Here is a 23030-nt window from a genome sequence, read left to right as displayed (position 1 = left end):
CCCCGGACCGGCAGGTGCCGGTCCGGGGCCATGCGATACCGGTCGATCAGTTGCAGGTGGTGACGCTGAGCGAGCTGTCGCCGCAGAGCAGCAGGCTGGCCTGGCTTCCGCCGCCGGTACGCTCGGTGGCCGGCAGTTCCATCGCCTGGAGGTCGAGCAGAGCCATGGTCTTACCTCTTTCTGTCGTCATTGGACGTGCCTGGTGGTGAACCTCGTCGGGTCGTCGGGTCGACGACCGTCGGCTCAGTTGCAGGTGGTGACGCTGAGCGAGCTGTCGCCGCAGAGCAGCAGACTCGCCCGGCTTCCGCCGCCGGTACGCTCGGCGGCCGGCAGCTCCATCCCCTGAAGGTCGAGCAGGGCCATGTCTTTCCTCCTTTCCACAGGTGTCGGGTCGGGTGGCCCCGGGGTGACCCCCGGGGAGCGGGTGGGCCGTCAGTCGGCCGGGGTGGTGTCGGTCGGGCCCAGCAGCGGCAACCGCACCGGGTCGGTGGGCCGGCTGGCCGCGACGGCGGCCAGCACGCCGGCGGTGCCGGTGGCCAGGTCCATGGAGAGCCGCAGCAACTGGTCGCCGGGGAAGGCGGTGCCCTCGGCGTACGGCAGGGCGTGCCAACCCAGCAGCCGGGCTTGGGCGTGGGCCACCTCGTGCTCGCCCCGGCCGGCCAGGTAGGCCACGATGCCGGCGCGTCCGGCGAACAGTCCGGACTGGGCGTAGAACGGGAAGTCGGCGCAGCGGCGGATCTCCTCGGCCTGCTCGGCGAGGCTCTCGTCGGGCCGGTGACGCAGGTAGCGGTCGAGCACCAGTCCCACCCCGACGCTGCCCTCGGCGAGGTACGGCATGGTCCGCCAGCCCTCGTTGACCTCGAGGTGCCCGTCGTCGCGGCGGACGCACCGGCGCAGGTCCTGCCGTAGCGCGGTGGCGGCGTGGTCGAGTAGCCGCTCGTCGGGTTCCCGTTCGTGCCGGCCCAGCAGCATCAGCGCCACCCCCGCCCCGCCGCGCATCAGTCCCGCGTACGGGTGCCGGCCGCCGCTGACCTCGGCCACCGAGTCGACGTCGCCGAGCCGGTCGACGACCAGGTCGACGGCGTGCCGGGCGGCGGCTTCGTAGCGTTCCTCCCCGGTCAGGCCGGCGAAGTGGGTCAGGTTCAGCGCGATGCCGGGCAGCCCACCGACCAGGTCGTTGCCGAGTTCCGGCCACGGTTCGTCGAGGCAGCGGTCGAGCAGCCGGCGGGCCTCGTCGCGGTGCCCGAGCAGGTCCAGCACGTACGCCACCCCGTGCAGCCCGTCGAAGAAGCCGAGTCGGCTGCCGGAGGCGGGTTCCCGGACCCGGTCGATCAGCCACCGGACGTGGCGAGGGTCGACGGGGGCGCCGGTGGCGTGCAGCGCCCAGAGCACCCCGGCCGCGCCGTGGGCGAGGTTCAGCCCGCCGTCGTTGCCGCTGAACTGCCGGATGTCGCCGGGGAAGAGCCGGTCGTCGCGCTGGGGCGTGGCGCTGGCGGTGATCGCCCGGACCAGCCGGTCGCGCAGGCCCGGCCAGTCGTCCGGGTCGATGCGCACCACGTCCGGGTCCAGCCGGGCCCGGGTGGCCGTGTCGGGAGGGGTCGCCGCGTCGGGTGTGCCGGTGGCCGGCGGGTCGCCGACGATCACCGCGACGGTTTCGTCGAGCACTTCCCGGTCGACCGGGAAGTGCTCGGCCACCACGTCGGCCAGGTGCGCCGCCTTCGTCGGGGCCAGCCGCAGCATCGCGGTCAGCGGCAGGAACAGGGCCAGCCGCAGGCAGGCCAGGGCGTACCGGTCGACGTCGGGGCCGACCCGGTCGCGGGGCGCGGCGAACGCCTGGTTGCGCAGCGCCGGGCGGCTCGCCTCGGCGGCGGGTGCGGCGACCTCGAAGTCGATCAGGGTGACCGCCCCGTCGTCGCCGACCATGATGTTGAACATGTGCAGGTCGCCGTAGACGATGCCGTGCGCGTGGATGGCCTCGACCGCCTCGGCGACCTGCCGGTGCACGTCCAGCGCCCAGCGGGTGTAGCCGGCCCGGTCGGCGTCGGGGTGCACCAGCGGGTAGCGCTGCACCACCTCCTGGTTGAGCGGGCGGCCCTCGACGAACTCCAGGGCCAGGAACTCGTGCCCGCCGAAGCTGAACTCGTCGTGCACCCGGACCAGGTGCGGGACGTCGGCGAGTTGGCGCAGCACCTCGGCCTCCCGGCGCAGCCGGGTCACCGCGTCCGCCCCGGTGGCGTCGAGGCCGGCGTGCGGGCGGGCCTCCTTCAGCACCACCCGGGTGTCGGTCCGGGTGTCCCGGGCCTCGTACAGGCCGCCGCCGTTGGAGAAGTGGACGACCTTCTCGATCCGGTAGGGCAGCTCGGTGGTGCTGGCGGCGTTGCGGGCGGCCAGGTGCGGGGCGAGGAAGTCCGGCAGGGTCACCCAGTCGGGCAGGTGGAACACCGGGTCGCGGCGGTCGGGGACCAGGGTCCCCGTGGCGTCGGCGATCGCCGGCACCACCTGACCCTCGGGTGAGAGGCAGTAGCGGGCGGCGAAACCGCCGTAGCGCAGGTAGACCGGGCCGTCGCCGTAGCGCAGGTCGCTGAGGATGTAGGGCCCCTGCTCGCCGTCGAGCAGCGCCGACAACTCCTTGGCGGTCAGCTCCAGCTCGGCGTCGTCGCGGGGGTAGACGGTGACGAACTTGCCGCTGCCGCCGCGGCGGGCGTACTTGCTGTTGCGCATCAGCAGCATCCGGGGGCCGCGCAGGTGCTTGAAGGGGATGCCGCGCGGCTGGCAGTAGTCCATCACCTGGGTCAGCACCCGCTCGGCGTTGTCCAACCGGGCCGAGACGTGGATCTTCCAGCCCTGGGCGGGCAGGGTGCCGCCGACCGGCGCGTGGATCAGCCAGTCGTCCTTGACCTCGGACTCCCAGCCCGCCGGCTGCGGGCGGTCCGCGGCGTAGCCGATGCCGGTGGCGGTGGCGCTCGCGCTGGACAACGAGTCGTAGAAGAGCGGGTCGACCGCGCAGTACGCGTCGTATCTGTCGTCCATCTCGGCTGCCTCCCATCCCCTGATCGGTTGATGTCAATCCTGCGATCAGTGGGCCGTCGGGCACAGTGCGATGCGTCATCGACCAGCGGTGAGATTCCGGGCGGAAACTCGTGACAATGGCGGAGTTTGAAATCGTGAATACGGCATCACCTGCGGGGCGGCGCAGGTGGACACCCCCGGGCGGTCAGCGCCGTGCCGGGGCGGCTGCCCCGATCCCGGCCCCCTGCGGGCGACGTGGTCGGTGCTGACCACCCGGGCACGCCGACTCCGCGCGTCGCCGGTCGGGCGACGCGCGGAGCCGTGCGGGAGTACGCCGGCCGTGCCACGACCCGGTCGGCGTCGGTGGCCCGGCTGCGTCGCGGGCCGAGGTGTCGTCAGACGGTGTAGAGGACCTTCACGCCGCTGACGGTGGTCGCCGAGACGGCGGTGCCCCGGACGTTGGAGTTGAGGTTGCGCCAGCCGTTGTTGCTGGCGGCCTCGTGCACCAGGCCGCCGACCACGGTGTAGATGATCTTCACGCCGTTGAAGCTGATCGCGGCGAGGGCGTCGGAGTTGACCCCGGAGATGCCGGTCCACAGGTTGCGCCAGCCGTTGTTGCTGTTCGCCTCGTGCACCAGGCCGTTGACGACCGTGTAGATGTATTTGACGCCGTCCATACTGATCACGGCCAGGGCGTTGTTGCTGACGCCGGAGATGCCGGTCCACAGGTTGCGCCAGCCGTTGTTGCTGGCCGCCTCGTGCACCAGGCCACCGACCACGGTGTAGATGATCTTCACGCCGTTGTGGTTGATGGCGGCGAGGGCGTTGTTGCTGACCCCGGAGATGCCGGTGTTCAGGTTCTTCCAGCCGTTGGCGCTGGACGCCTCGTGCACCCAGCCGCCGACCACGGTGTAGATGTACTTGACGCCGCCCACGTTGATCACGGCGAGGGCGTTGTTGCTGACGCCGGAGATGCCGGTCCACAGGTTGCGCCAGCCGGTGTCGCTGGACGCCTCGTACACCCGGCCGTCGTTGACCGTGTAGAGCAGCTTGTTGGTGCCCATGACCATGGCCGCGGTGGCCGAGCCGGTGATGCTGTTGACCGGCAGCATCTGCCAGCCGCTGTGGCTGCCGGACTCGTACACCTGGCGGTTGGCGGCCTGACCGCAGTTCTGGCTGGTCATGTTCCGGGCCGGCGAGGTGGGGCCGGAGACGTAGAGCGGGCCGGTGGACGGGCTGCCGTCGGAGGTGATGCCGGAGGGCACGCCGTTGAAGTACGACTCGGTCTTGACGCCGTCGCGCACCTGCTCGTAGTGCAGGTGCGGGCCGGTGGAGTTGCCGGTGCTACCCACCCGGCCGAGCTGCTGGCCGGTCGACACCCACTGCCCGGCGCCGACCATCGGGGTCTCGATCATGTGCAGGTAGAGCGTCCGCCAGCCGTCGCCGTGTTCGATGACCACGTACCAGCCGCCGCTGCTGCCCCAGCCGGCGAAGGAGACCGTGCCGCTGGCGGAGGCGAGGATCGGGCGGCCGTTGCTGGCCCCGCCGGTGAAGGTCAGGTCGATGTCGTAGTCGTCGTGACCGTAGTAGGTGGCCATCCGCCAGGTCTCGCCGCAGGGCACCGGCATCTGGAAGTTCGGTCGGGGGCCGGCGGCCTGGGCCGGGGTGGTCACGACGGCGGCGGTGCCCGCGAGCGCGAGCACGGCGACGCCGGCGGTCGCGAGCGTCAGCCGGGCGGTGGCGAGGAGTCGGGTGAGTGGACCCGTCATGCGCGGTTCCCTCCAAAGTGGAGTGTGGGGTTGAAGGATGTCGATCCTACGGTCCCGAACCCCGTCCGGAGGGTCCGCGCCGCTCAGCCGACGGCGACCGAGACGGCGACGACCACCATGATCACGGCGATCACCCCGTCGATGACCCGCCAGGCCGCCGGATGGGCGAGCACCGGACCCAGCCGGCGGGCACCGAGCCCCAACCCGGCGAACCAGGCCAGGCTCGCCGTCACCGCTCCGGCACCGAACGCCCACCGGTTCGGGTCCTGATGGGCGACCGTGCCGAGCAGCACCACCGTGTCCAGGTAGACGTGCGGGTTGAGGAAGGTGAACGCGAGGCAGGCCAGCAGTGTCGCGCGCAGCGTGGCCGGCGGACGGTCCAGCGGGGTGAGAGTGGTCGGGCGCAGGGCGCGGCGGGCGGCCAGCACCGCGTACCCGAGCAGGAAGGCGACCCCGCCCCACCGGACCGCGGCCAGGACGGCGGGCGTCCCGGTGAGCAACGCCCCCAGGCCGGCGATGCCGGCGGCCATCAGTGTGGCGTCGCCGGCCACGCAGATCGCCACCACCGGGAGTACGTGCTCCCGGCGCAGCCCCTGGCGCAGCACGAAGGCGTTCTGCGCCCCGATGGCGACGATCAGCGCGAGGGAGAAGCCGAAACCGGCGAGCACGGAACCCATGGCGGCCAGGCTAGGGCGGGCTACTCCCACACTCCAGCTAAAGATTCTTCAGTAGCATTAGAATTGCTCATGTCACTCGACCCGGTCCAGCTGACGACCTTCCGGGCGGTCGTCACCCACGGCAGCTTCGACGCCGCCGCGCAGGCGCTGCGCGTCACCCCCTCAGCGGTCAGCCAGCGCATCAAGGCCCTCGAACGCGCCGTCGGGCAGGTCCTCGTGCGCCGCACCCGGCCGTGTGTGCCGACGGAGGCCGGAGCGCCCCTGATCCGCCTCGGCGGGCAGGTGGCGCTGCTCGAACAGGAAGCCCTCGACGCCGCGCGCGGCGCCCTGCGCGACCACACCCGGGTCACCGTCGTGGTCAACGCCGACTCCCTCGCCGGCTGGTTCCTACCGGCCCTGACCGCCGTCCCCGACGTGCTGGTCGACCTGCGCACCGACGACGAGGCGCACACCGCGCAACTGCTGCGCGACGGCACCGTGATGGCGGCCGTCACCACCGAACGCACCGCCGTGCAGGGCTGCCGGGTCCTGCGCCTCGGCGCGCTGCGCTACCTCGCCGTCGCCACACCCGCCGCCCACTCGGCGCACTTCGCCGACCGTGAGCCCGCCACCGCGTTCCCGACCGCGCCGATGATCCGCTTCGACCGCAAGGACACCCTGCAACACCGCTTCGCCCGTACGCTCACCCGCCGCGACGTCGACCCGCCGACACACTTCGTGCCGGGGACGGCCGCCTTCACCGAGGCGATCCGGCTCGGCCTCGGCTGGGGACTGCTCCCCGAGGCCGTCGCCCGACCTGACCTCGCCGCCGGTCGCCTCGTCGACCTGGCCGCCGGCCGGCACCTCGACGTGCCGCTCTACTGGCAGTGCTGGCGGCTGGAATCCACGGCGCTGACAGCGCTGACGGCAGCGGTCCGGGCCGCCGCCAGCGCCGCGCTGTACTGACCGGACCCGAGGATGGGCGGGCGCGTCGTGGTACCGGTCGGGACTGGTGGGCGGTCCGGCCTGGCGACGAACACGGCGTAACCGCCGTCCAGCCGCTGGCACAGCATCGGGTGTACCGGGGCCGGTCACTCCCGGCGGCGACGGTGCACCACCTGCCGTCCCCGGCGGAACGCCCGTTCAGCCGGGCACCGACCCGGCGACGAAAGTCCTGCGGTACGCCTGCGGTGACACTCCACTGCGCCGCTTGAACTGGACCCGGAAGTGCGCCGGTGAGGCGAAACCGACGAGGTGGGCGATCCGGTCGACGCCGTGGTCGGTGCGTTCCAGCAACTCCTGCGCCCGGCGGACACGCACGGCCGCGACCCACTGCATCGGGGTGAGGCCGGTCTCCTCGTGGAAACGGCGGTTGAGCGTCCGCACACTGAGCCCGGCCCGGGCGGCCACGTCGGCCAGGGTCAGCCGCTCGTCCGCGTGCGACTCCAACCACTCCAGGACCGGGCCGAGACCCACCCCGGCGGGGTCCGCACCGGGGCGCACGATGAACTGCGCCTGTCCGCCGTCGCGGTGCAGCGGGGCCACGGCCTGCCGGGACGCGTCGGCGGCGACCGCCGCCCCGTGGTCACGGCGGACCAGGTGCAGGCACATGTCCACGCCTGCGGTCGCCCCGGCGGAGGTGACGAACTGGCCGGTGTCGACGTACAGCACCGCCGGGTCCACCCGGACGGCCGGGAACATCGCCTGGAACCGCTCGGCGGCGGCCCAGTGCGTGGTGGCCCGCCGACCGTCGAGCAACCCGGCGGCGGCCAGGGTGAACGCGCCCACGCAGATCGAGGCGATCCGGACGCCGGCGGCAGCGGCCGCCCGCAGCGCGTCCAGCACCGCAGCGGGCAGTGGCGCGGCCGGGTCGTAGCGGCCCGGCACGATGACGGTGTCGGCGTCGGCGAGCGCGTCGAGGCCGTGGTCGACGGCCAGCCGCAGCGGGCCGGCGTCGACGACCGGCTCGCTGCCGCAGACCAGCACCCGATAGCCGGCCCGGCCGCCCGGCAACCGCACCCGGCCCAGCACCTCGATCGGGGTGGCCAGGTCGAACGCGATGGTGCCCGGGAGCGCCAGGACCAGCACGGTGTGCACAGCGGCACCTCCTTCGGATCGACGGCGGGCACCCCGCAACGTGCGGGATGGCAAGAAGCCGTCGGGCAATGGCAATCCTGCCACTGGCCGGCGGCTGCGGCGAGGCCGAGGATCGTGGACATGCCGATCCAGATCGTGTTGTTCGACGGGTTCGACCCGCTCGATGTCATCGCGCCCTTCGAGGTCCTGGCCGCCGGCGCCGATGCCGCCGGGAGTGCCCTGACGGTGGAACTCGTCTCGGTCGAGGGCCCCCGGGAGGTGGTCGGTGGCACCCGCGGCCTGACGCTGCGAGCGACCGCCCGGCTGGACCCGGCCCGGCCCGGCTACGTCGTGGTGCCCGGTGCCAGCGGACCCACCACCGGCGACCCCGACGAGGGCGTGGCGACGATTCCCGTGCTGCTGTCCCGGTTCGCCGACTCGGCGGCCGTACCGCTGCGCGCCGCCCTCGACAACCCCGACGTGACGGTGGCGGCCGTCTGCGGCGGGTCGCTCGCCCTGGCCATGGCCGGCCTGATCGAGGGCCGCCACGCGGTGACCCACCACCTCGGCATGGACGCGCTCGACGCCACCGGCGTGCACGCGGTGCCGGCGCGGGTCGTCGACGACGGCGACCTCGTCACCTCGGGCGGCGTCAGCTCCGGCCTGGACCTCGGCCTGCACATCCTGGAACGGGAGTTCGGCCCCCGGGTCGCGCACGCCGTGGAGACCCTCTTCGCCTACGAGCGACGCGGCACCGTGTGGCGTGCCGCCGGCCGGTAGGTGTGGACCCCCGCCTGCACCGGTCGCGTAGGTCGAGCTCGCCCGGGTCGGCGGTCGGCGGGGTGAGGCCGGGACCAGGCCCGATGATCTTCGGGGGGAGACCCGGCGGAGCGGGGGGAGAGCCGTCGGAACCCATCACGCGCCTCCTGAGTGAGATCGGCTTGAGGTGGGAGGTGGATCAGGCGGCGGGGATGCCGACGACCTCGACGTCGACGTCCTCGGCACGCAGCGCCTTCACCGCCCGGTAGAGCGCCACCTGGGCGAAGGTGAACAGCGTGCCGACGGTGACGGCCCGGCCACTGCCCAGGGCGATCGCGTAGATCACCTTGCGGGGTCGGAAGTCCGCGTCGATCTCCCGGCCGGTGGGCTGCCGCCGGACCAGTTCGGCCAGGCGCTCCCGGGCGTCCGCCTCGTAACGCAGGGCGTCCACCGAGGCGGCGCCCTGGGCGAAGAGGTGGCTCAGCGGGGAACTGCCGGAGGCGCGCTTGACGTGGATCAGCTCGCCGTCCGGGCCGAGCAGGTCGCAGGCCTCGATGCCGCGCCGGTGCTGAGCAGTGCGGAGCAGCTTCTTGTCCAGCAGGACCAGGCGGGGGTCGCGGTCGGCGGCGGCCCGGTTGTAGGCGTCCTCGTCGGGCAGGTCGGACGTCCACGGCGGCAGGGCGATGCCGCAGGGGCGGGCCAGGATTCCGGCGATCTCCTGGTGCAGGAACTCGCGGTGCCGGTCGCCGATCTCGTACCAGCCGCCCTCGTGCAGCAGCAGGTGGCTCGTGCCGACCGCCACCTCGGCGGTGATCCAGCGGGAGGCCGGCATCGAGACCAGTTCCTCGGTGCCACCCGCGTCGGCGCAGAGGGTGATCCGTCCCCGCTGGAGCCCGGACCACCGGTCACCGTCGGACGCCCGACGGGTGTGGGCCAGCAGGGCGGGCAGGTCCAGCTCGGGGGTGAGGGTGGCCCGCCGGCCGGACTTCGGGACCTGGATCCGGTAGGACCGGACGTCCTCGATGTCCGCGACGAGATCGCCGGGGACGGCCATCCCGAGGTGCGCCGGGTCGGGCTGGCCGAGCCGCGCGTCCAACTCGGCGGCGAGCGCGGGCAACCGGGGGTCCCGGGAGGAGACCGGCCGGATCTGGGTGACGAAGGCCAGGTCGGCCAGCGGCGACTCCTGCCGGCAGACCCGGTCGATCTCCCGTAGGTCGGCGAGCAGCGCGGCGGGCTGCACGGCGAGATGGATGCGCAGTGCGTCGCCGCCCTCGATCCGGGTGGTCCGGCCGGTGCGGCGGCACACGGTCAGGTTCGGGATGTGGGCCGGTCCGCTGAGCTGCCCGACGATCTCGCCCCACTTGTCGATGCCGAACTTGCGGATGGGCTGACCGGCGGGGACGAGGCTGCGGTCCACCCGTCCGCTGGTGCCGACCATCCGTCGCCGGACCTGGCGGATCTCGCTGGGCAGCAGTGCGCGTACGGCGAAGGAGACCCCGAACGTGGGGTCGACCGCCCCCTGGTCGATCATGTGCCGGCCCAGCGTGCCGTAGGTGAGGGCGTACGCCTGGTCGTCAACGGCGAGCAGGAGCAACCCGCCACCGCTGCTGTGGCCGAGGTCGACCTCGCGGCCGGTGAGTCCGGTGAGGACGTCGCACCAGTCGGCGCGGGGGCGGGGCACGGTGCCGTGCACCAGCAGCGCGGGCGCTCCGGCGACCTGCCGGGTGTTGACCGGGAAGCCGCTGTCCACCAGGTACTGACGGTTGAGCGCCCGGGTCAGGCCGGCGGCGGTCGGGTCGACCCGGAGTCGGTAGACGGTCGTCAGGTAGGTCCCTGGCGGTGGTGCGGGCACCGGGTGCGCGAAGAGGGGAGGCTGGGTGTTGCCGGGTCGGCGGGAGTCGTCCCGGGCGCCGGGGCGGGGGGTCGGGCCGGTCGTCCGGTGGTGCTGGGCGTGACGCATCTTCGCACTCCTCGTCGTGGTTCGGGGTGTTGCGGGGAACATGTTCACATTATCCGTGAACGCTGTCAACGGACATGACGTTTGACGGCTGTGGCATCATGCGAAGATGCAGGAGACGCCGACCGTGACGGCAGCGGAGATCGCCCGGCTCGCCGGGGTGGGCCGGGCCGCCGTCAGTAACTGGCGCAAGCGGCACCCCGACTTCCCCGCCCCGGTGGGTGGCTCCGCAGCCAGCCCCGAGTTCGGCCTGATCGAGGTCGAGCAGTGGCTGCGCGGCCAGGGCAAGCTGCCCGACCTCGACACCGCCGACCGGCTCTGGCGACACCTCGCGGCGGCCGGCGACTCCCCGGCCGCCGCCCTCGTCGCCGTCGGCGCGAGACTCCTCGCCCGCCACCGCGCCCACCCTCCCCGGGAGACCACCCCGCCTCCCGTCGACCCGCAGCGCGGTGCGGCGCTGCCCGCCGAGCCCTGGTCCGCCGCCCTACCGTCTGCGGTCTCGCTTCCCGCCGCGCTGCTGGCCGACCTCGACGCCCTCGCTGACGACCGGGGCGTGCCGGACGCCTTCGACGAGCTGTGGCAGCGGTTCTCCGGACCCGGCCCTGGTAGGCCCCTCGCCACCCCGGACGACCTGGCCGACCTGATGGTCGGGCTCGCCGCCGTGGGTGGCGGCAGTGTCCTCGACCCGGCCGTCGGCTCCGGGGCCACCCTGCGGGCCGCCGCCCGTGCCGGCTGTGCCGCCGCCTACGGGCAGGAGATCGACGCGGACCTCGCCGCGCTCGCCGGACTGTGGTTGGCCCTGCGGGACGTGCCCGGCGAGGTGCGCACCGGTGACTCGCTGCGCGCCGACGCGTTCGCCGGCCAGCAGGTCGACGCCGTCGTCTGCCACCCCCCGTTCGGGGCCACCAACTGGGGCGACGACGAGCTGGGCCACGATCCCCGCTGGATCGTCGGCACCACCCCGCGTACCGAACCGGAGCTGGCCTGGGTGCAGCACGCCCTAGCGCACCTGCGGGTCGGCGGGCACGCGGTGCTGTTGATGCCGCCCACGGTGGCCAGCCGCCGGGCCGGCAAACGCATCCGTAGCGAACTCCTGCGCCGAGGCCACCTGCGCGCGGTGATCGCGCTCCCGCCAGGGGTGGCCGCGGCACACGGTGTGCCGCTGCACCTGTGGGTGTTGCGGCGGGCCGCGACGGAGGCGTCGCCGCCGGCCCGGGTGCTGCTGGTCGACGCAGCCGGTGGCGATCTGGCCGAGACCGCCCCCCGGGTGCTGGGCGTGTGGCGGGACTTCGACGCCATGCCGGACGCCGAGGTCGACCAGGCCGGTTTCGCCCGCACGATCCCGGTGATCGAGCTGCTCGACGAGGAGGTGGACCTGACGCCCGCGCGCCGGCAACCGGCCGTCGGCAGCGAGGTTTCGGGGGAGCAGTTGACACGCACCCGGGAGCGGCTGGCCGCCGTCGTCGCCGCACTGCCGGCGCTGATGCCGCCGGCCACCCCCGCACCGGACGGGGCGGCCGGGCAGTTCCTCACCGTCGGGGAGCTGCTCCGGGCCGGCGCGCTGCACCTGCTCGGACCGGTGCGGGCCGGCGTGTCGGAGCCGGCCCCGGACGGGCCGCCCGTGCTCACCGTCGGGGACGTGCTCGCCGGTGCGCAGGCTTCCGGCCGGATCGACGACCGCTACGGCCAGCAGATCCCCCTGGAGGTGGGGGACGTGGTGGTGCCGGTGGTCGCCCAGCAGCTCACCGCGCGGGTGGTCACCACGACAGGGACGCTGCTGGGGCGCAACCTCTATCTGTTGCGGCCCGATCCGGGGGCGCTGGACCCGTGGTTCCTGGCCGGGCAGTTGCGCACCTCGGCCAACGAGAAGCAGGCGTCGAGCCTGTCCGGGACGCTGCGGTTCGACATCCGGCGGGCGTCGGTGCGTCGGCTGGGTCTGCCGGAGCAGCGGGCGTACGGCGAGGCGGCCCGGCGGCTGGACGCCTTCGAGCAGACGCTGCGGCAGGCGGCGACGCTGGGGGCGGAACTGGTGCAACTCACCGCGGACGGGCTGGCCCGGGGCGCGATTCGGCCGACGTGATCCCGACGAACGGATCCCGGGGTGTGCCGATCACCGACGCAACCGGGTAGCGCGCCGAAGTGCAGAAACCCAGACAACAACCACACCATGCAATTCCCGTGAAATGAGTGTCGCATTGTGGCTGGCTCGTGACCGCAGCCCAACCCGCCTCGGCCGTCGACCTGGCAGCCCGAAGCGGAGGCGTCGCGCGAGTGGGGTGAACCCGTACGTCCGAGTCTGCCGAAACTGTCCGCTCCGCTCTGCGCTGAGCTGAAAATCGGGAATCAATAAAGCTATTCGTGTCTACCCGGTTGACGTTGCAGACGCGGTGTGTTCCCGGAGCGATGCTGACCGTGTACTCAGTAAGGTTGCGGAGAAAAGCCCGGTGAGCTGGTAGTGGGCGGTCGGGTCGAAGTGGCGTGACATCCTCCGGTTGCGCATTCCGTGGGAATGGCCGACACCACTCGGGACGCGTTCACGAGTGATTGACATCAAACGATTTCAGTTTGACGGGGTGCCCGATCCGCCGATTCGACCCGACACGAAAAGAGAAAAAGTTGCGTGAGCTCCTGCGGCGCGGCGCGGTGTGCGCTGCCCTGATCTCCGCTGCTGTGCTGTCCGTACCGGTCGCGGCCCAGGCGGCCCAGCCGAATCAACTGTGCCGCACCGACAGTTCGGCAATTCTCTACACCAGCCCGGATCCGGGGATCTGGGTACCGCAGAACTCGCTGGTCCGCATTCTCGACTACCGCGGGCCGGTCCACTACCTCGCTCGCTACGACGGGACCGTGGGCCAGCTTGAGCGCAGCCGGGTCATCCAGGAGAGCTGCTACTACCAGTGATGCGGTAAGGCCCGCGCCCGCGCCAGCGGCTTCCGTCCCGGTGGCGCGGGCGCGTCGGTCAGAACGAGCACGGCAAAGACGCGGGTGGCTTCGAAGAGGCGGCGGAAGCCTCTTACCTGAAACGGCGGCCGTCTCCACGACGACGGCCGCTTCACCACTGCCCGGAGGTCGCGATCGGACTCAGCAGGGGGTGATCGCGTGCCAACGCCTCCGCAGGCAGCACCATTACCTTTCCGTCCGTTCGTTGGACGAGGCCGATCTCGACATCGGGCAGTTCCGAGGCAGTCAAGGACTCCTCGCTCGCCAGTTGCCGCAGGCGGCCCGGCCAGGCGAGCAGGGTGTTCACTTCGCCTTGCGTCAACAGGCGGTTCGTGAAGCTCTTGGTGGGAGCACGCAGCCGGAGTTCGGCCAGGTCGACCAGGAGCGCGCGTAGCTCACCCTGGAGTGCGTCCACGCTTCGCTGCTCGTCCTGCAACATCGCGGTGAAGCGGTGGAAGCTGAGCTCCGGGGATTTCTGGGCGTGCTCCACGGCTTGGAGAACCGCGACCCGCCGTTTCGTAGCGATGGCCAACGAGGCGAGCCGGAGCTCGACGCGGAAGGCACCGTTGGGTTGGTCGATCCCGGGGAAGGCCTTGATCAGGTCCGCGATCTCCACACCTTCAGGAGAGAACGCGGCGAGTTTCGTCCGCCAGGTGCCGGCCCGGCGGGTGGCTGCGGCGATGGCGGTGTCGACGGCGTTTACTGCGGCGTCCAAGCCCAGGGAGTGCCCGGCCTCACCCTTGTCGAGCAGGAGCGCGGTCGCTCGCTCGACGGCGGTCGTCGCGCCGTTCAGGCGGTCACGCTCCGCGTTGAGACTGTCGGCGGTCAGCTCCTCGAGAAGCTCGGTGACCCGCTCCATGGCCTTGCGGCGCTGCTCTTCGGCGTACAGGCTCGCGGCGGTGGCGACGGCGAGGAGGACGAAGGATGCTGCGGCGGTGACCATGCCGGCGCCGGTAGCTGCTCTCGCGGTGCCGCTCATCATTCCGGTACCGCTTGACCGTGGCGCGTCAACCACCACCGGGACGAAGGTCGCCTGGCTCACGATTCCCGTCCTGCCGAGGATGCCGCCGTGGATCCCACCGGCGACGGCTTTGGACGGTATGGGCCGGATCAGGCCCTTGCCGAGTTGTGCCGCCACTGATCTCGGCACCACCATGCGGTACAGCGTCTCCGTCGACTTCGCGGCGTCGGCGACGCCCGTGGCGGTGTTGCTCGGTAGCTGCAACAGGTTTCGGAGTTCCACGGCGAGCGGCGACGCGGCGTCGAGGAGCCTTCCACCTCGAAGGTGCACCTCTGCGGGAAGCGGATAGGCCTCCACCGTGACGAGTGGCGTGTCGAGAAACGCGGCGAGCGCCTGCCGCAGCCCGGCGAGCCGCTCCTGGGTCATCCCCTTGTGATGCACGGGGAGCTGAGCTGCCAGCGAGACCTTCCCGGGATCTGTCGCCAGGGTCCACACCGGCACCTGCACATGTTCCGTCACGCCGTTTCCGCCGTTCCTAGTCGTGGCGATCAACCTCTCAGCCTAACCATCCACAGTGGTCGCGGTTGCGTCGGCTGTCTCGTGATCCGCCCGGCCGGCGATCGCGGTGGACAGATCCTGGCCATGCGAGCATCACTGTCGGTTCGCTGGCCCAACCGGCCTCACCGGGCCTGGGGTCAGAGCGCGACGACGACCGGTTGCACCTGCACGTTCTTGGCCAGCTGCGCCGGCGAAGGGACAGGCGTGCTGACCTTGACGGAGGTGTTGTAGCCGTAGATGGTGACCCCGTCGAGGTGGTTCGCGCCGGGCCAGTTCGACTCCAGGCGGACCGCCATCTGCGTCGGGAAGTTGGTCACCTGCTCGGCGCACGAGCGGATCAGAATGATGCTCGGGGTGGCGGTCAGGTGGGTGGCCAGCATCCGGGCCAGCTTCTTGTAGGTCCAGCCCCAGTCCTTGGCACCGGCCTCGGCGTCGCCGATCTCCAGGTCGTTGCCGTGCGCGCGGATGCACAGCGCCTCGCCGGCCTGCACCGCCGCAAGATAGGTGGCCAACTGCTGGTCCGCCTCGGCCTGCGTCAGGCCGGCGTCGATGGGCAGCAGCGCGCCCCATGCCTCCGCACCCGATTCGGCCCCCTCGGACTGGCTGCGTGTGTTGGGATCCTGCGTCGCCCCGATGAACACTATCCACTCCCTTGTGGGCGTTGGTCGCGGGCTTTCGACGCAGATTAGCCCGGTCGTCGGTGGAGCACCCTGTCGGCTGTCCTGCGGGCATTCCTCAGTCGGATGAACGACTTCTGGGTGCACGACCGTGATCGCGCCGGGTCCGCCCGACGCGAGCGGCCCCCGCCACCGGGGGTGACGGGGACCTGGATGCGCCACTGTCAGGACGAGATGGTGAGGTGGAACGCCCGGTCGGCGGGCGCGCCCGCCGAGGTGAACGTCTGGACGAAGACGCCGTTCGGCACGCCGAAGCGGCCGACCACCGCGATCTCGCCGCTGGGCGAGGCGCCGACGGAACCGGTCAGACCGATGGTTCCGACGAACGCCGAGCGGGTCACGTCGTGGCTGAACACCACCTGGTACTGCCCGACGGCGACGCGGGTGGACGAGACGACCCCGAAGCCGCGGTTCAGGACCCCGTTGGCCTCGACCACGGCGAAGAAGAGCTGCGCGGTCGGCGGCATGCCGGCGGAGGTGGCGGGGACCAGGAGCGCGGTGGCTTCGGCGATGTCGCTGGCGCTTGCGGGGGGTTGGTCGGCGTGCTTGCTGGACTCGGTGGACATGAGGGACTCCTTTGGGGCTGGTGCCGCGAGGTGCGGTCAACCTGGCGGTAAAAAAGGAAATTTACTGATCAGATATCACTTGCCGGTTGAATCTGATCAATACCCTTTATGGGTCAAACGGTAGTCACCGGGAACCGTGCCGAACCAGGGTGGTGACTGTCCAATCATGGACACTCGACTATTTGATCATGCCACTGAGCTGGGCTGATATCGTCAGATCAAGGACTTCGGCCCCTCGGGTGCCGGTCCCTCTTGATTCGACCGATTGGCGGCGGGCCGAGCCGGCGCTTATCGCAATGTCGACGTCGACATGATCAGTCGGGGCGTCGGGCCGTAACGCGGCGAGATCGACTTCTTCCCGTTCTTGGTCACCATCGGCTGTCCGCAGTTCCGCCGAGTCCGACCCCCCGCCGGGGGGCAGTGGTCTGTACGGGTCGGCGTTCCGGTGGCTGGAGGTCCCCGAGTCGGCAATCCGACAGCTCTCCCGCAGGGGGTGAGGTGCTGGTGGAGTCAATGGCGGACGGACTAGCCCGGGAGGGCCTAAAGCCCTGATCGTGACCGCTCTGGACCTCGGATGTGACCCGGGCGGGCCGGAAGGGGTGTTGTCGTCCGGACCATGATTGGTGGGTCGATTCCACCAATCGGCTGATTTACCACTTTGGGCGGCCAGACATACTCCTCGGGCGGCATCGCTAACAAACGGCACGAATCAGAGTATCGGCACAACTCCTGTCCATCGAAGCCGGACAGTCGACTGTGGTTGTTGGCCTCCCGATACGTGATTCGTAGCGATCACCGCGGACGACGAGCTGGGGGCAATGAGGGTGACGGGGACGAAGGACTGGGTGGCGGGCCGGTTCCGCCTGAACGGCGCGATCGGCAAGGGCAACATGGGCGAGGTCCACCGGGCCGAGGACATGGCGGCGGCGGAGGGCTCGATTGACCGGATCGTCGCGCTGAAGCTGATCCTGCGCGGACGTTCCGGAGGTGTCATCGACACCTCACCCGACAGCAAGGCCCGGCAGCGCTTCGAGCGCGAGATGCGCATCATGCGCCGGCTCGACCATCCCCGGCTGCCCCGGATCATCGCCGGAGCCGTCCAGGACGTGCCCTACATCGCGATGGAACTGCTCGACGGGGAAACCCTGCGTGACCTGGTGGCCGAGTGCCCCCAGCTCCCCATTTCCTGGGTGGCGGCGATAGGGGCGCAGATCGCCGACGGGCTGGCGGCGGCGCACGGCGTCGGTGTCGACGTCGTGCACCGTGACCTCAAGCCGTCCAACGTGATGCTGCTCCGGACGGGGGCGATCAAGGTCCTCGACTTCGGCATGGGCCGGATCCTCGACGACGAAGCCGGCCGGGTGACGAGCACCGGCGTCACGGTCGGCACGGCCCGCTACATGGCACCGGAGCAGTTCCTCGCGGCGGCGGTGACCCCGGCGGCCGACCTGTACGCGCTGGGCTGCGTGCTGTTCGAGCTGCTGACCGGGGTGCCGCCGTTCGTCAGCGAGTCCGCCTACGGGCTGGGTCAGAAGCACCTGCACGAGCCCGTCCCGCCGATCCGGCTGATGCGTTCGGACGTGCCGACCGAGCTGGTACGGCTGATCGGTCGCCTGCTGGCCAAGGAACCGACCGGCCGGCCGGCCGATGCGGGCGTCGTGCGGGACGCGCTGTTGCCCTTCGCCACCGGCACCGCGCAGGTCGCTGGTTGGGAGTCCTTCGACCCGGTGCGTTACCTGGAGCGGGAGCGGGCGGCGGCTGAGGCCGTCACGTCGTCGCCTGCCGCCGAGGAGGTCGAGCCCGCCGAGGCCACCAGCGCCGGCATGGACGTCTTCGGGGTGCATCGGCAGCTCATCAAGGACTACCGCGATTTCACCGAGGGCGGCACGGTCATCCGCGACGACCGGATCAAGCTCTTCGTCGAGGACGACCTAAGCGCCAAGTCGCAGTGGCCCGACCCGTGGGTGTCGCTCAACCCGTTCTTCGCCGCCGGCGGCTCGATCCTCGAACTCGTCACCCAGGGCGTGTTGCACGAGGAGTGCGCCCGGATCTTCCAGGCCAGGAAGACCGAGGGCAGTACGCGCTGTGACGGCCGCCCGTTGACGCTGCACCAGCACCAGCGGGAGGCGATCGACCGGGCCCGGACCGGCGCCTCGTACGTGCTGACCACCGGCACCGGCTCCGGCAAGTCGCTGTCGTACATCGTGCCGATCGTCGACCGGGTCCTCAAGGCCCGTGCGCAGGAGGGGAAGAAGGCCACGAAGCGGGTCCGGGCGATCATCGTCTACCCGATGAACGCGCTGGCCAACAGCCAGCTCAAGGAGCTGGACAAGTTCCTCCTGGACGGGTACGGCGCCGGCCGGGAACCGGTCACCTACGCCCGGTACACCGGCCAGGAGAGCGACGAGCGGCGGCGGGCGATCCGCGACAACCCGCCGGACATCCTGCTTACCAACTACGTGATGCTGGAGTTGATGCTCACCCGCCCGGACGACCGGCGGTCGCTGATCAGGATGGCCAGCGGGCTGGAGTTCCTCGTCTTCGACGAGCTGCACACCTACCGGGGCCGGCAGGGCGCCGACGTGGCGCTGCTGATCCGCCGGGTCCGGGAGGCCTGCCAGGCGCGGGCACTCCAGTGCATCGGCACCTCCGCCACCATCTCCAGCGAGGGCAGCGCCGCTGACCAGAAGGCCACTGTCGCCCGGGTCGCCAGCACGTTGTTCGGCACCGAGGTCACCGAGACCAACGTGATCGGGGAGACCCTGGTCCGGGCCACCGGCCCCGCCCCGGATACCGTGCCGGTCGAGCGGCTGCGCGCACCCGGCGCACCCCGCGCGTACGCCGACCTGGTGGACGATCCGCTGGCCCGCTGGATCGAGAGCCACTTCGGTCTGACCACGGACCCGGCGGGGCACCTGGTCCGGCAGAAACCCGCCAAGATCGAACAGGCGGCGGTGGCGCTGGCCGACGCCTCGAAACTGACCGTCGCCGACTGCGCGAAAGCGATCCGGGACACCCTCAAAGCCGGCTCGGACGCGCGCCACCCGGTCACCGAGCGCCCCCTGTTCGCCTTCCGGCTGCACCAGTTCCTCGCCAAGGGCGACACCGTCTACGTCACCCTGGAGGACGAACTCACCCGCCACCTCACCCGCGACTATCAGCTGGTCCTACCCGGCTCGGACGGGAAGATCCTGCTGCCACTCGCCTTCTGCCGGGAGTGTGGCCAGGAGTACCTGACGGTCTGGCGTACCACCCACAACGGCAGCGTCGTCTACGAGCCCCGGCGGGACACCGTCGGCACGGGCGGCAGCACCACCGACGGCTACCTCTACATCGACTCCGAGCGGCCTTGGCCGACCAGTCGGGAGGAGGCCATCGCCGACCGACGCATTCCCGAGTCGTGGTTGGAGCCCGACGAGCACGGGCAGGAGAGCGTCCGCGCCTCCTACCGGGACCGGCTGCCGACCGCCGTCACCGTCGACCCGTACGGCTACGAGGGCCGGGGTGCGCTACGGGCCGCGTTCATCCCGTCGCCGTTCCTGTTCTGCGCCCACTGCGGGGTGGCCTACGAGCAGGTCCGGGGGAGGGACTTCGCCAAGCTCGCCACCCTCGACCAGGAGGGGCGGTCCTCGGCGACCTCGCTGGTCTCCGCGTCCATCGTCCGGTCGCTGATGAGCGCGCCGCCCGAGGTGCTGGACCCGAAGGCACGCAAGCTGCTGACCTTCGTGGACAACCGGCAGGACGCCTCGCTCCAGGCCGGCCACTTCAACGACTTCGTGCAGATCACCCAGCTACGTGGCGCGCTCTACCAGGCAGCCCGCGACGCCGGTAAGGACGGCATCACGCACGAGGACCTGGCGACCAAGGTGACGGCGGCGCTGGGCCTGCGGGAGGCCGACTACGCCCGGGGCAACGACCTGCCGCCGTCGCTGGCGAAGGCGGCGGCCAAGACGCTGCGGGACGTGGTCGCCTTCCGGCTCTATCTCGACCTTGAGCGGGGCTGGCGGATCACCATGCCCAACCTGGAGCAGACCGGCCTGTTGGAGATCGACTACGAGGATCTCGACTGGCTGGCCGGCAACCAGGAGCGTTGGTCGAGGACCCACAAGCCACTGCTGGACGCCGATCCGGGCACTCGTCTCGACATCATGCGCGCGCTGCTCAACGAGATGCGCCGGTCGCTCGCCATCGACGTGCAGTATTTCCGTGACGACTTCGACCCGCTCCAGCGGGCCAGCGAGGAACGGCTGACCGACCCGTGGGTGCTGTCGGTCACCGACAGCCCGAAGGTCGGCACCGCCTACCCGCAGCCCTCCGGGCGGGGGATGGACCGGACCGGGCTGTTCCTCTCCGGGCGGGGCAAGTTCGGTAAGTACCTGCGCCGGGTCTACTTCGGCAGCAGCCTGAGCTTCGACGACGCGCAGCGGGTGATCGCCGAGGTGCTGGAGGTGTTGGCCGACGCCAGCGTGGTCACCAGGATCGAGGTCGCCCCGCAGCGTGCCGGCCGGTTCCGCGGCCCGGCCGGCCCGAGCAGCACCGGTTACCGGGTGTCGGCCGCCTCGCTGATCTGGCGGGCCGGCACCGGTGAGAAGGGCAGCCACGACCCGCTGACCCGCACCTTCGCCCAGGGCGAAGGCCCCCAGGTGAACGGGTTCTTCCGCAAGCTCTACCGGGAGGCCGCCGGGACGCTTGCCGGCCTCACCGCCCGCGAGCACACCGCCCAGGTCGACCCGACCGAACGGGAGAGGCGCGAGGAGTCCTTCCGCAAGGCGGAGCTGAAGCTGCTCTACTGCTCGCCCACCATGGAGCTGGGCGTCGACATCTCCGAGCTCAACGCGGTCATGATGCGCAACGTGCCGCCGACTCCGGCGAACTACGCGCAGCGCAGCGGTCGGGCCGGTCGCTCGGGACAGCCCGCGCTGGTGACCACCTACTGCGCCACCGGCAACAGCCACGACCAGTACTACTTCCGCCGCTCCGAGCGGATGGTCGCCGGTGCGGTCGCCCCGCCGCGCCTGGATTTGGCCAACGAGGACCTGGTCCGGTCGCACGTCCAGGCGATCTGGTTGGCCGAGGCGGGGCTGAAGCTCGGCCGGGCCATCCCGGAGACCGTCGACATCGCGTACGCCGAGGACTCCCGGTTGCCGAATCCGGCGCTCGCGCTGCTCGACCACATCACCGCCGCCCTGCGCGACACCCGGTCCCAGGAGCGGGCCGCCCGGGCGGCCCGCACGGTCTTCGCCGGCCTGCTGACCGAGTACGCCGAGTCGAGCTGGTGGGACGACCGGTGGATCGAGGACACCGTGCGGACCACGCCCGACCGGTTCGACGCCGCCTTCGACCGGTGGCGCGGACTGTTCAAGGCCGCGCTGGTCGACCAGGCCGAGCAGAACAAGCGGGTCCTCGACCACACCCTGTCGGAGCGGGACCGGCGGATCGCCGTGGGCCGCCGCAAGGAGGCCGAGACGCAGCTCAACCTGCTCAAGAACGAGAGCGTCGACAGCAAGTCGGTGCTGTCGGACTTCAACCCGTACCGGTACCTGGCCAGCGAGGGTTTCCTGCCCGGCTACTCGTTCCCCCGGCTGCCGCTGGCCGCCTACGTCCCCACCACCGGGCGCAGGTTCGGCGACGGCGACTACCTCCAGCGTCCCCGCTTCCTGGCCATCCGCGAGTTCGGCCCCGGCGCGCTCATCTATCACGAGGGGGCGCGCTACCAGGTCACCCGCATCCAGTTGCCGCCGGACGCGGCGGGCGACGTGACCACCGGCGAGGCCAACCGGTGCGAGCAGTGCGGCTACCACCACGACGCCAAGGAGCGGGCCGACCGCTGCCAGATGTGCGACCAGCCGCTGGGGGAGAAGACGACCGGCCTGCTGCACCTGCACACCGTCTACACCACGCGCCGGGAGCGGATCTCCTCCGACGAGGAGGAGCGTCGCCGGGCCGGGTACCGGCTGGTCACGTCCTACCGGTTCCACGACCACGGCGCCCGCCCCGGCCGCCGGGACGCCCTGGTCGCCGACGCCGCCGGGGGCCTGGCGACCCTGTCGTACGGCGACTCGGCGACCGTCCGGATCACCAACGTCGGGCGGGTGCGGGCCAAGCCGGACGAGGCCGAGGGGTTCTGGCTCGACCCGGCCGACGGCCGGTGGATGAACGAGCGCGACGCCGGGGAGGCGGCCGGTGACTCCAGCGAGATGCCGCTCGTCGACGCCGACGGCAACGACAAGCGCCGCAAGAAGCGCGTCATCCCGTACGTGGAGGACCGGCGCAACATCCTTGTCGTCAAGCTCGACGAAGCCCTCGACCAGGACGTGGCGCTCTCCCTGATGTACGCGCTGGAGCGCGGCATCGAGGCCGCCTTCGAGCTGGAGGACTCGGAGCTGACCACCGAGCTGCTGCCGCCGAACGACGGGCCACGGGAGCGGATGCTGTTCACCGAGGCGGCCGAGGGCGGGGCGGGGGTGCTGCGGCTGATGCAGGCCGACCCGCAGGCGCTGCGCCGGGCAGCCGCCGAGGCGCTGGCCATCTGCCACTTCGCCCCCGACGGCACCGACCTCAAGGGACCGCACCCCGACCGCCCCTGCGCGATGGGCTGCTACGAGTGCCTGCTCACCTATGGCAACCAGCTCAACCACCGGTTCATCGACCGGCACGGCGTGCGGGACCTGCTGCTGCGTTTCGCCGCCGCGAAGGCCGCCCCCACCGGCCAGGGCGAGTCGCGCACCGAGCAGCTCGCCCGGTTGACCGCCCGGTCGGACACCGCGCTGGAGGCCAAGCTGATCACCTGGCTCAAGCAGCGTGGCCTGCGGCTGCCCGACGAGGCGCAGACCCTGGTCACCGAGGCGCTGGCCCAACCCGACTACGTCTACCGGCTGCCCGGCGCGACAGTCGCGGTCTTCGTCGACGGCCCGGTGCACGAGCACGACACGGTTGCCCAGCGTGACCGGGAGGCCGAGGAACGGCTCCGCGACGCCGGCTGGGACGTGATCCGGTTCCCGTACGACGCCGACTGGGCCGCCATCGCCGACCAGCACCGGTACTGCTTCGGCACCAGCGCCACCCGCTGACCCCACCCACCCCCCGATGTGAACAAGGGACC

The 23030-nt window shown here is 71.5% G+C and carries 15 protein-coding genes; 5 read left to right on the top strand and 10 right to left on the bottom strand.

What is annotated here, in order from left to right:
- Nucleotides 1-46 precede the first annotated feature (46 nt).
- The 5 genes from ACQP2H_RS16095 to ACQP2H_RS16075 form a co-directional block, all read right to left on the bottom strand.
- Entirely contained in the window at nucleotides 47-166 is a 120-nt protein-coding gene (locus ACQP2H_RS16095) for a SapB/AmfS family lanthipeptide (RefSeq protein ID WP_067312693.1), read from the bottom strand.
- 77 nt (nucleotides 167-243) lie between these two features.
- Nucleotides 244-363, bottom strand: a complete 120-nt coding sequence (locus ACQP2H_RS16090; protein WP_088647629.1) for a SapB/AmfS family lanthipeptide — start codon at nucleotides 361-363, stop codon at nucleotides 244-246.
- Nucleotides 364-432: 69 nt separating this feature from the next.
- Nucleotides 433-3030: a class III lanthionine synthetase LanKC gene (gene lanKC / locus ACQP2H_RS16085; RefSeq protein ID WP_433227902.1), complete on the bottom strand. Its 2598-nt coding sequence runs from the start codon at nucleotides 3028-3030 to the stop codon at nucleotides 433-435.
- A gap of 374 nt (nucleotides 3031-3404) precedes the next feature.
- Nucleotides 3405-4778, bottom strand: coding sequence for a M23 family metallopeptidase (locus ACQP2H_RS16080; protein ID WP_363822450.1), 1374 nt, complete (start codon nucleotides 4776-4778; stop codon nucleotides 3405-3407).
- An 83-nt stretch (nucleotides 4779-4861) separates the two neighbouring features.
- Nucleotides 4862-5455 carry a LysE/ArgO family amino acid transporter gene (locus ACQP2H_RS16075; protein ID WP_357538351.1) on the bottom strand — a complete coding sequence of 198 codons (594 nt, stop codon included), beginning with the start codon at nucleotides 5453-5455 and terminating at the stop codon, nucleotides 4862-4864.
- Nucleotides 5456-5524: 69 nt separating this feature from the next.
- Between ACQP2H_RS16075 and ACQP2H_RS16070 the strand changes: the two genes are divergently transcribed.
- Nucleotides 5525-6400: a LysR family transcriptional regulator ArgP gene (locus ACQP2H_RS16070; protein ID WP_219462186.1), complete on the top strand. Its 876-nt coding sequence runs from the start codon at nucleotides 5525-5527 to the stop codon at nucleotides 6398-6400.
- A gap of 177 nt (nucleotides 6401-6577) precedes the next feature.
- Here ACQP2H_RS16070 and ACQP2H_RS16065 read toward each other — a convergent pair whose 3' ends face one another.
- The gene (locus tag ACQP2H_RS16065) at nucleotides 6578-7531 is read right to left on the bottom strand and encodes a GlxA family transcriptional regulator (RefSeq protein ID WP_357538355.1); all 954 of its coding nucleotides are present in this window, start codon (nucleotides 7529-7531) and stop codon (nucleotides 6578-6580) included.
- 120 nt (nucleotides 7532-7651) lie between these two features.
- Between ACQP2H_RS16065 and ACQP2H_RS16060 the strand changes: the two genes are divergently transcribed.
- Nucleotides 7652-8290 (top strand): DJ-1/PfpI family protein, encoded by a 639-nt coding sequence (locus ACQP2H_RS16060; protein WP_357538357.1) that lies wholly within the window; start codon nucleotides 7652-7654, stop codon nucleotides 8288-8290.
- 178 nt (nucleotides 8291-8468) lie between these two features.
- On the opposite strand, the gene ACQP2H_RS16055 is transcribed toward ACQP2H_RS16060, so the two are convergent.
- The gene (locus ACQP2H_RS16055; protein ID WP_433227899.1) at nucleotides 8469-10229 is read right to left on the bottom strand and encodes a DUF6119 family protein; all 1761 of its coding nucleotides are present in this window, start codon (nucleotides 10227-10229) and stop codon (nucleotides 8469-8471) included.
- Nucleotides 10230-10335: 106 nt separating this feature from the next.
- Between ACQP2H_RS16055 and ACQP2H_RS16050 the strand changes: the two genes are divergently transcribed.
- A complete protein-coding gene (locus tag ACQP2H_RS16050) occupies nucleotides 10336-12306 on the top strand; it encodes an N-6 DNA methylase (RefSeq protein ID WP_433227897.1) in 1971 nt (656 codons plus the stop codon).
- 536 nt (nucleotides 12307-12842) lie between these two features.
- Complete coding sequence (locus ACQP2H_RS16045; protein ID WP_433227895.1) at nucleotides 12843-13127, top strand: hypothetical protein; 285 nt, start codon at nucleotides 12843-12845, stop codon at nucleotides 13125-13127.
- Nucleotides 13128-13278: 151 nt separating this feature from the next.
- On the opposite strand, the gene ACQP2H_RS16040 is transcribed toward ACQP2H_RS16045, so the two are convergent.
- From ACQP2H_RS16040 to ACQP2H_RS16030, 3 genes are all read right to left on the bottom strand, one after another.
- The gene (locus ACQP2H_RS16040) at nucleotides 13279-14679 is read right to left on the bottom strand and encodes a hypothetical protein (protein ID WP_433227894.1); all 1401 of its coding nucleotides are present in this window, start codon (nucleotides 14677-14679) and stop codon (nucleotides 13279-13281) included.
- Between the two features lie 143 nt (nucleotides 14680-14822).
- Entirely contained in the window at nucleotides 14823-15326 is a 504-nt protein-coding gene (locus ACQP2H_RS16035; protein ID WP_433227892.1) for a hypothetical protein, read from the bottom strand.
- Nucleotides 15327-15526: 200 nt separating this feature from the next.
- Nucleotides 15527-15928 (bottom strand): hypothetical protein, encoded by a 402-nt coding sequence (locus ACQP2H_RS16030; RefSeq protein ID WP_433227890.1) that lies wholly within the window; start codon nucleotides 15926-15928, stop codon nucleotides 15527-15529.
- An 824-nt stretch (nucleotides 15929-16752) separates the two neighbouring features.
- Here ACQP2H_RS16030 and ACQP2H_RS16025 point away from each other — a divergent pair.
- Nucleotides 16753-22998: a protein kinase domain-containing protein gene (locus ACQP2H_RS16025; protein ID WP_433233400.1), complete on the top strand. Its 6246-nt coding sequence runs from the start codon at nucleotides 16753-16755 to the stop codon at nucleotides 22996-22998.
- Nucleotides 22999-23030 lie beyond the last annotated feature (32 nt).

The organism is Micromonospora sp. CA-248260 (genome assembly GCF_050942205.1).
Lineage (GTDB): Bacteria > Actinomycetota > Actinomycetes > Mycobacteriales > Micromonosporaceae > Micromonospora > Micromonospora antibiotica.
This window is presented reverse-complemented; position numbering and strand designations above follow the sequence as displayed.

Excerpts from the sequence above, each read along its gene's own strand:
- ACQP2H_RS16095 (WP_067312693.1), bottom strand. The coding sequence starts at position 166 with ATGGCTCTGCTCGACCTCCAGGCGATGGAACTGCCGGCCACCGAGCGT.
- ACQP2H_RS16090 (WP_088647629.1), bottom strand. The coding sequence starts at position 363 with ATGGCCCTGCTCGACCTTCAGGGGATGGAGCTGCCGGCCGCCGAGCGT.
- lanKC (WP_433227902.1), bottom strand. The coding sequence starts at position 3,030 with ATGGACGACAGATACGACGCGTACTGCGCGGTCGACCCGCTCTTCTAC.
- ACQP2H_RS16080 (WP_363822450.1), bottom strand. The coding sequence starts at position 4,778 with ATGACGGGTCCACTCACCCGACTCCTCGCCACCGCCCGGCTGACGCTC.
- ACQP2H_RS16075 (WP_357538351.1), bottom strand. The coding sequence starts at position 5,455 with ATGGGTTCCGTGCTCGCCGGTTTCGGCTTCTCCCTCGCGCTGATCGTC.
- ACQP2H_RS16070 (WP_219462186.1), top strand. The coding sequence starts at position 5,525 with ATGTCACTCGACCCGGTCCAGCTGACGACCTTCCGGGCGGTCGTCACC.
- ACQP2H_RS16060 (WP_357538357.1), top strand. The coding sequence starts at position 7,652 with ATGCCGATCCAGATCGTGTTGTTCGACGGGTTCGACCCGCTCGATGTC.
- ACQP2H_RS16055 (WP_433227899.1), bottom strand. The coding sequence starts at position 10,229 with ATGCGTCACGCCCAGCACCACCGGACGACCGGCCCGACCCCCCGCCCC.
- ACQP2H_RS16050 (WP_433227897.1), top strand. The coding sequence starts at position 10,336 with ATGCAGGAGACGCCGACCGTGACGGCAGCGGAGATCGCCCGGCTCGCC.
- ACQP2H_RS16030 (WP_433227890.1), bottom strand. The coding sequence starts at position 15,928 with ATGTCCACCGAGTCCAGCAAGCACGCCGACCAACCCCCCGCAAGCGCC.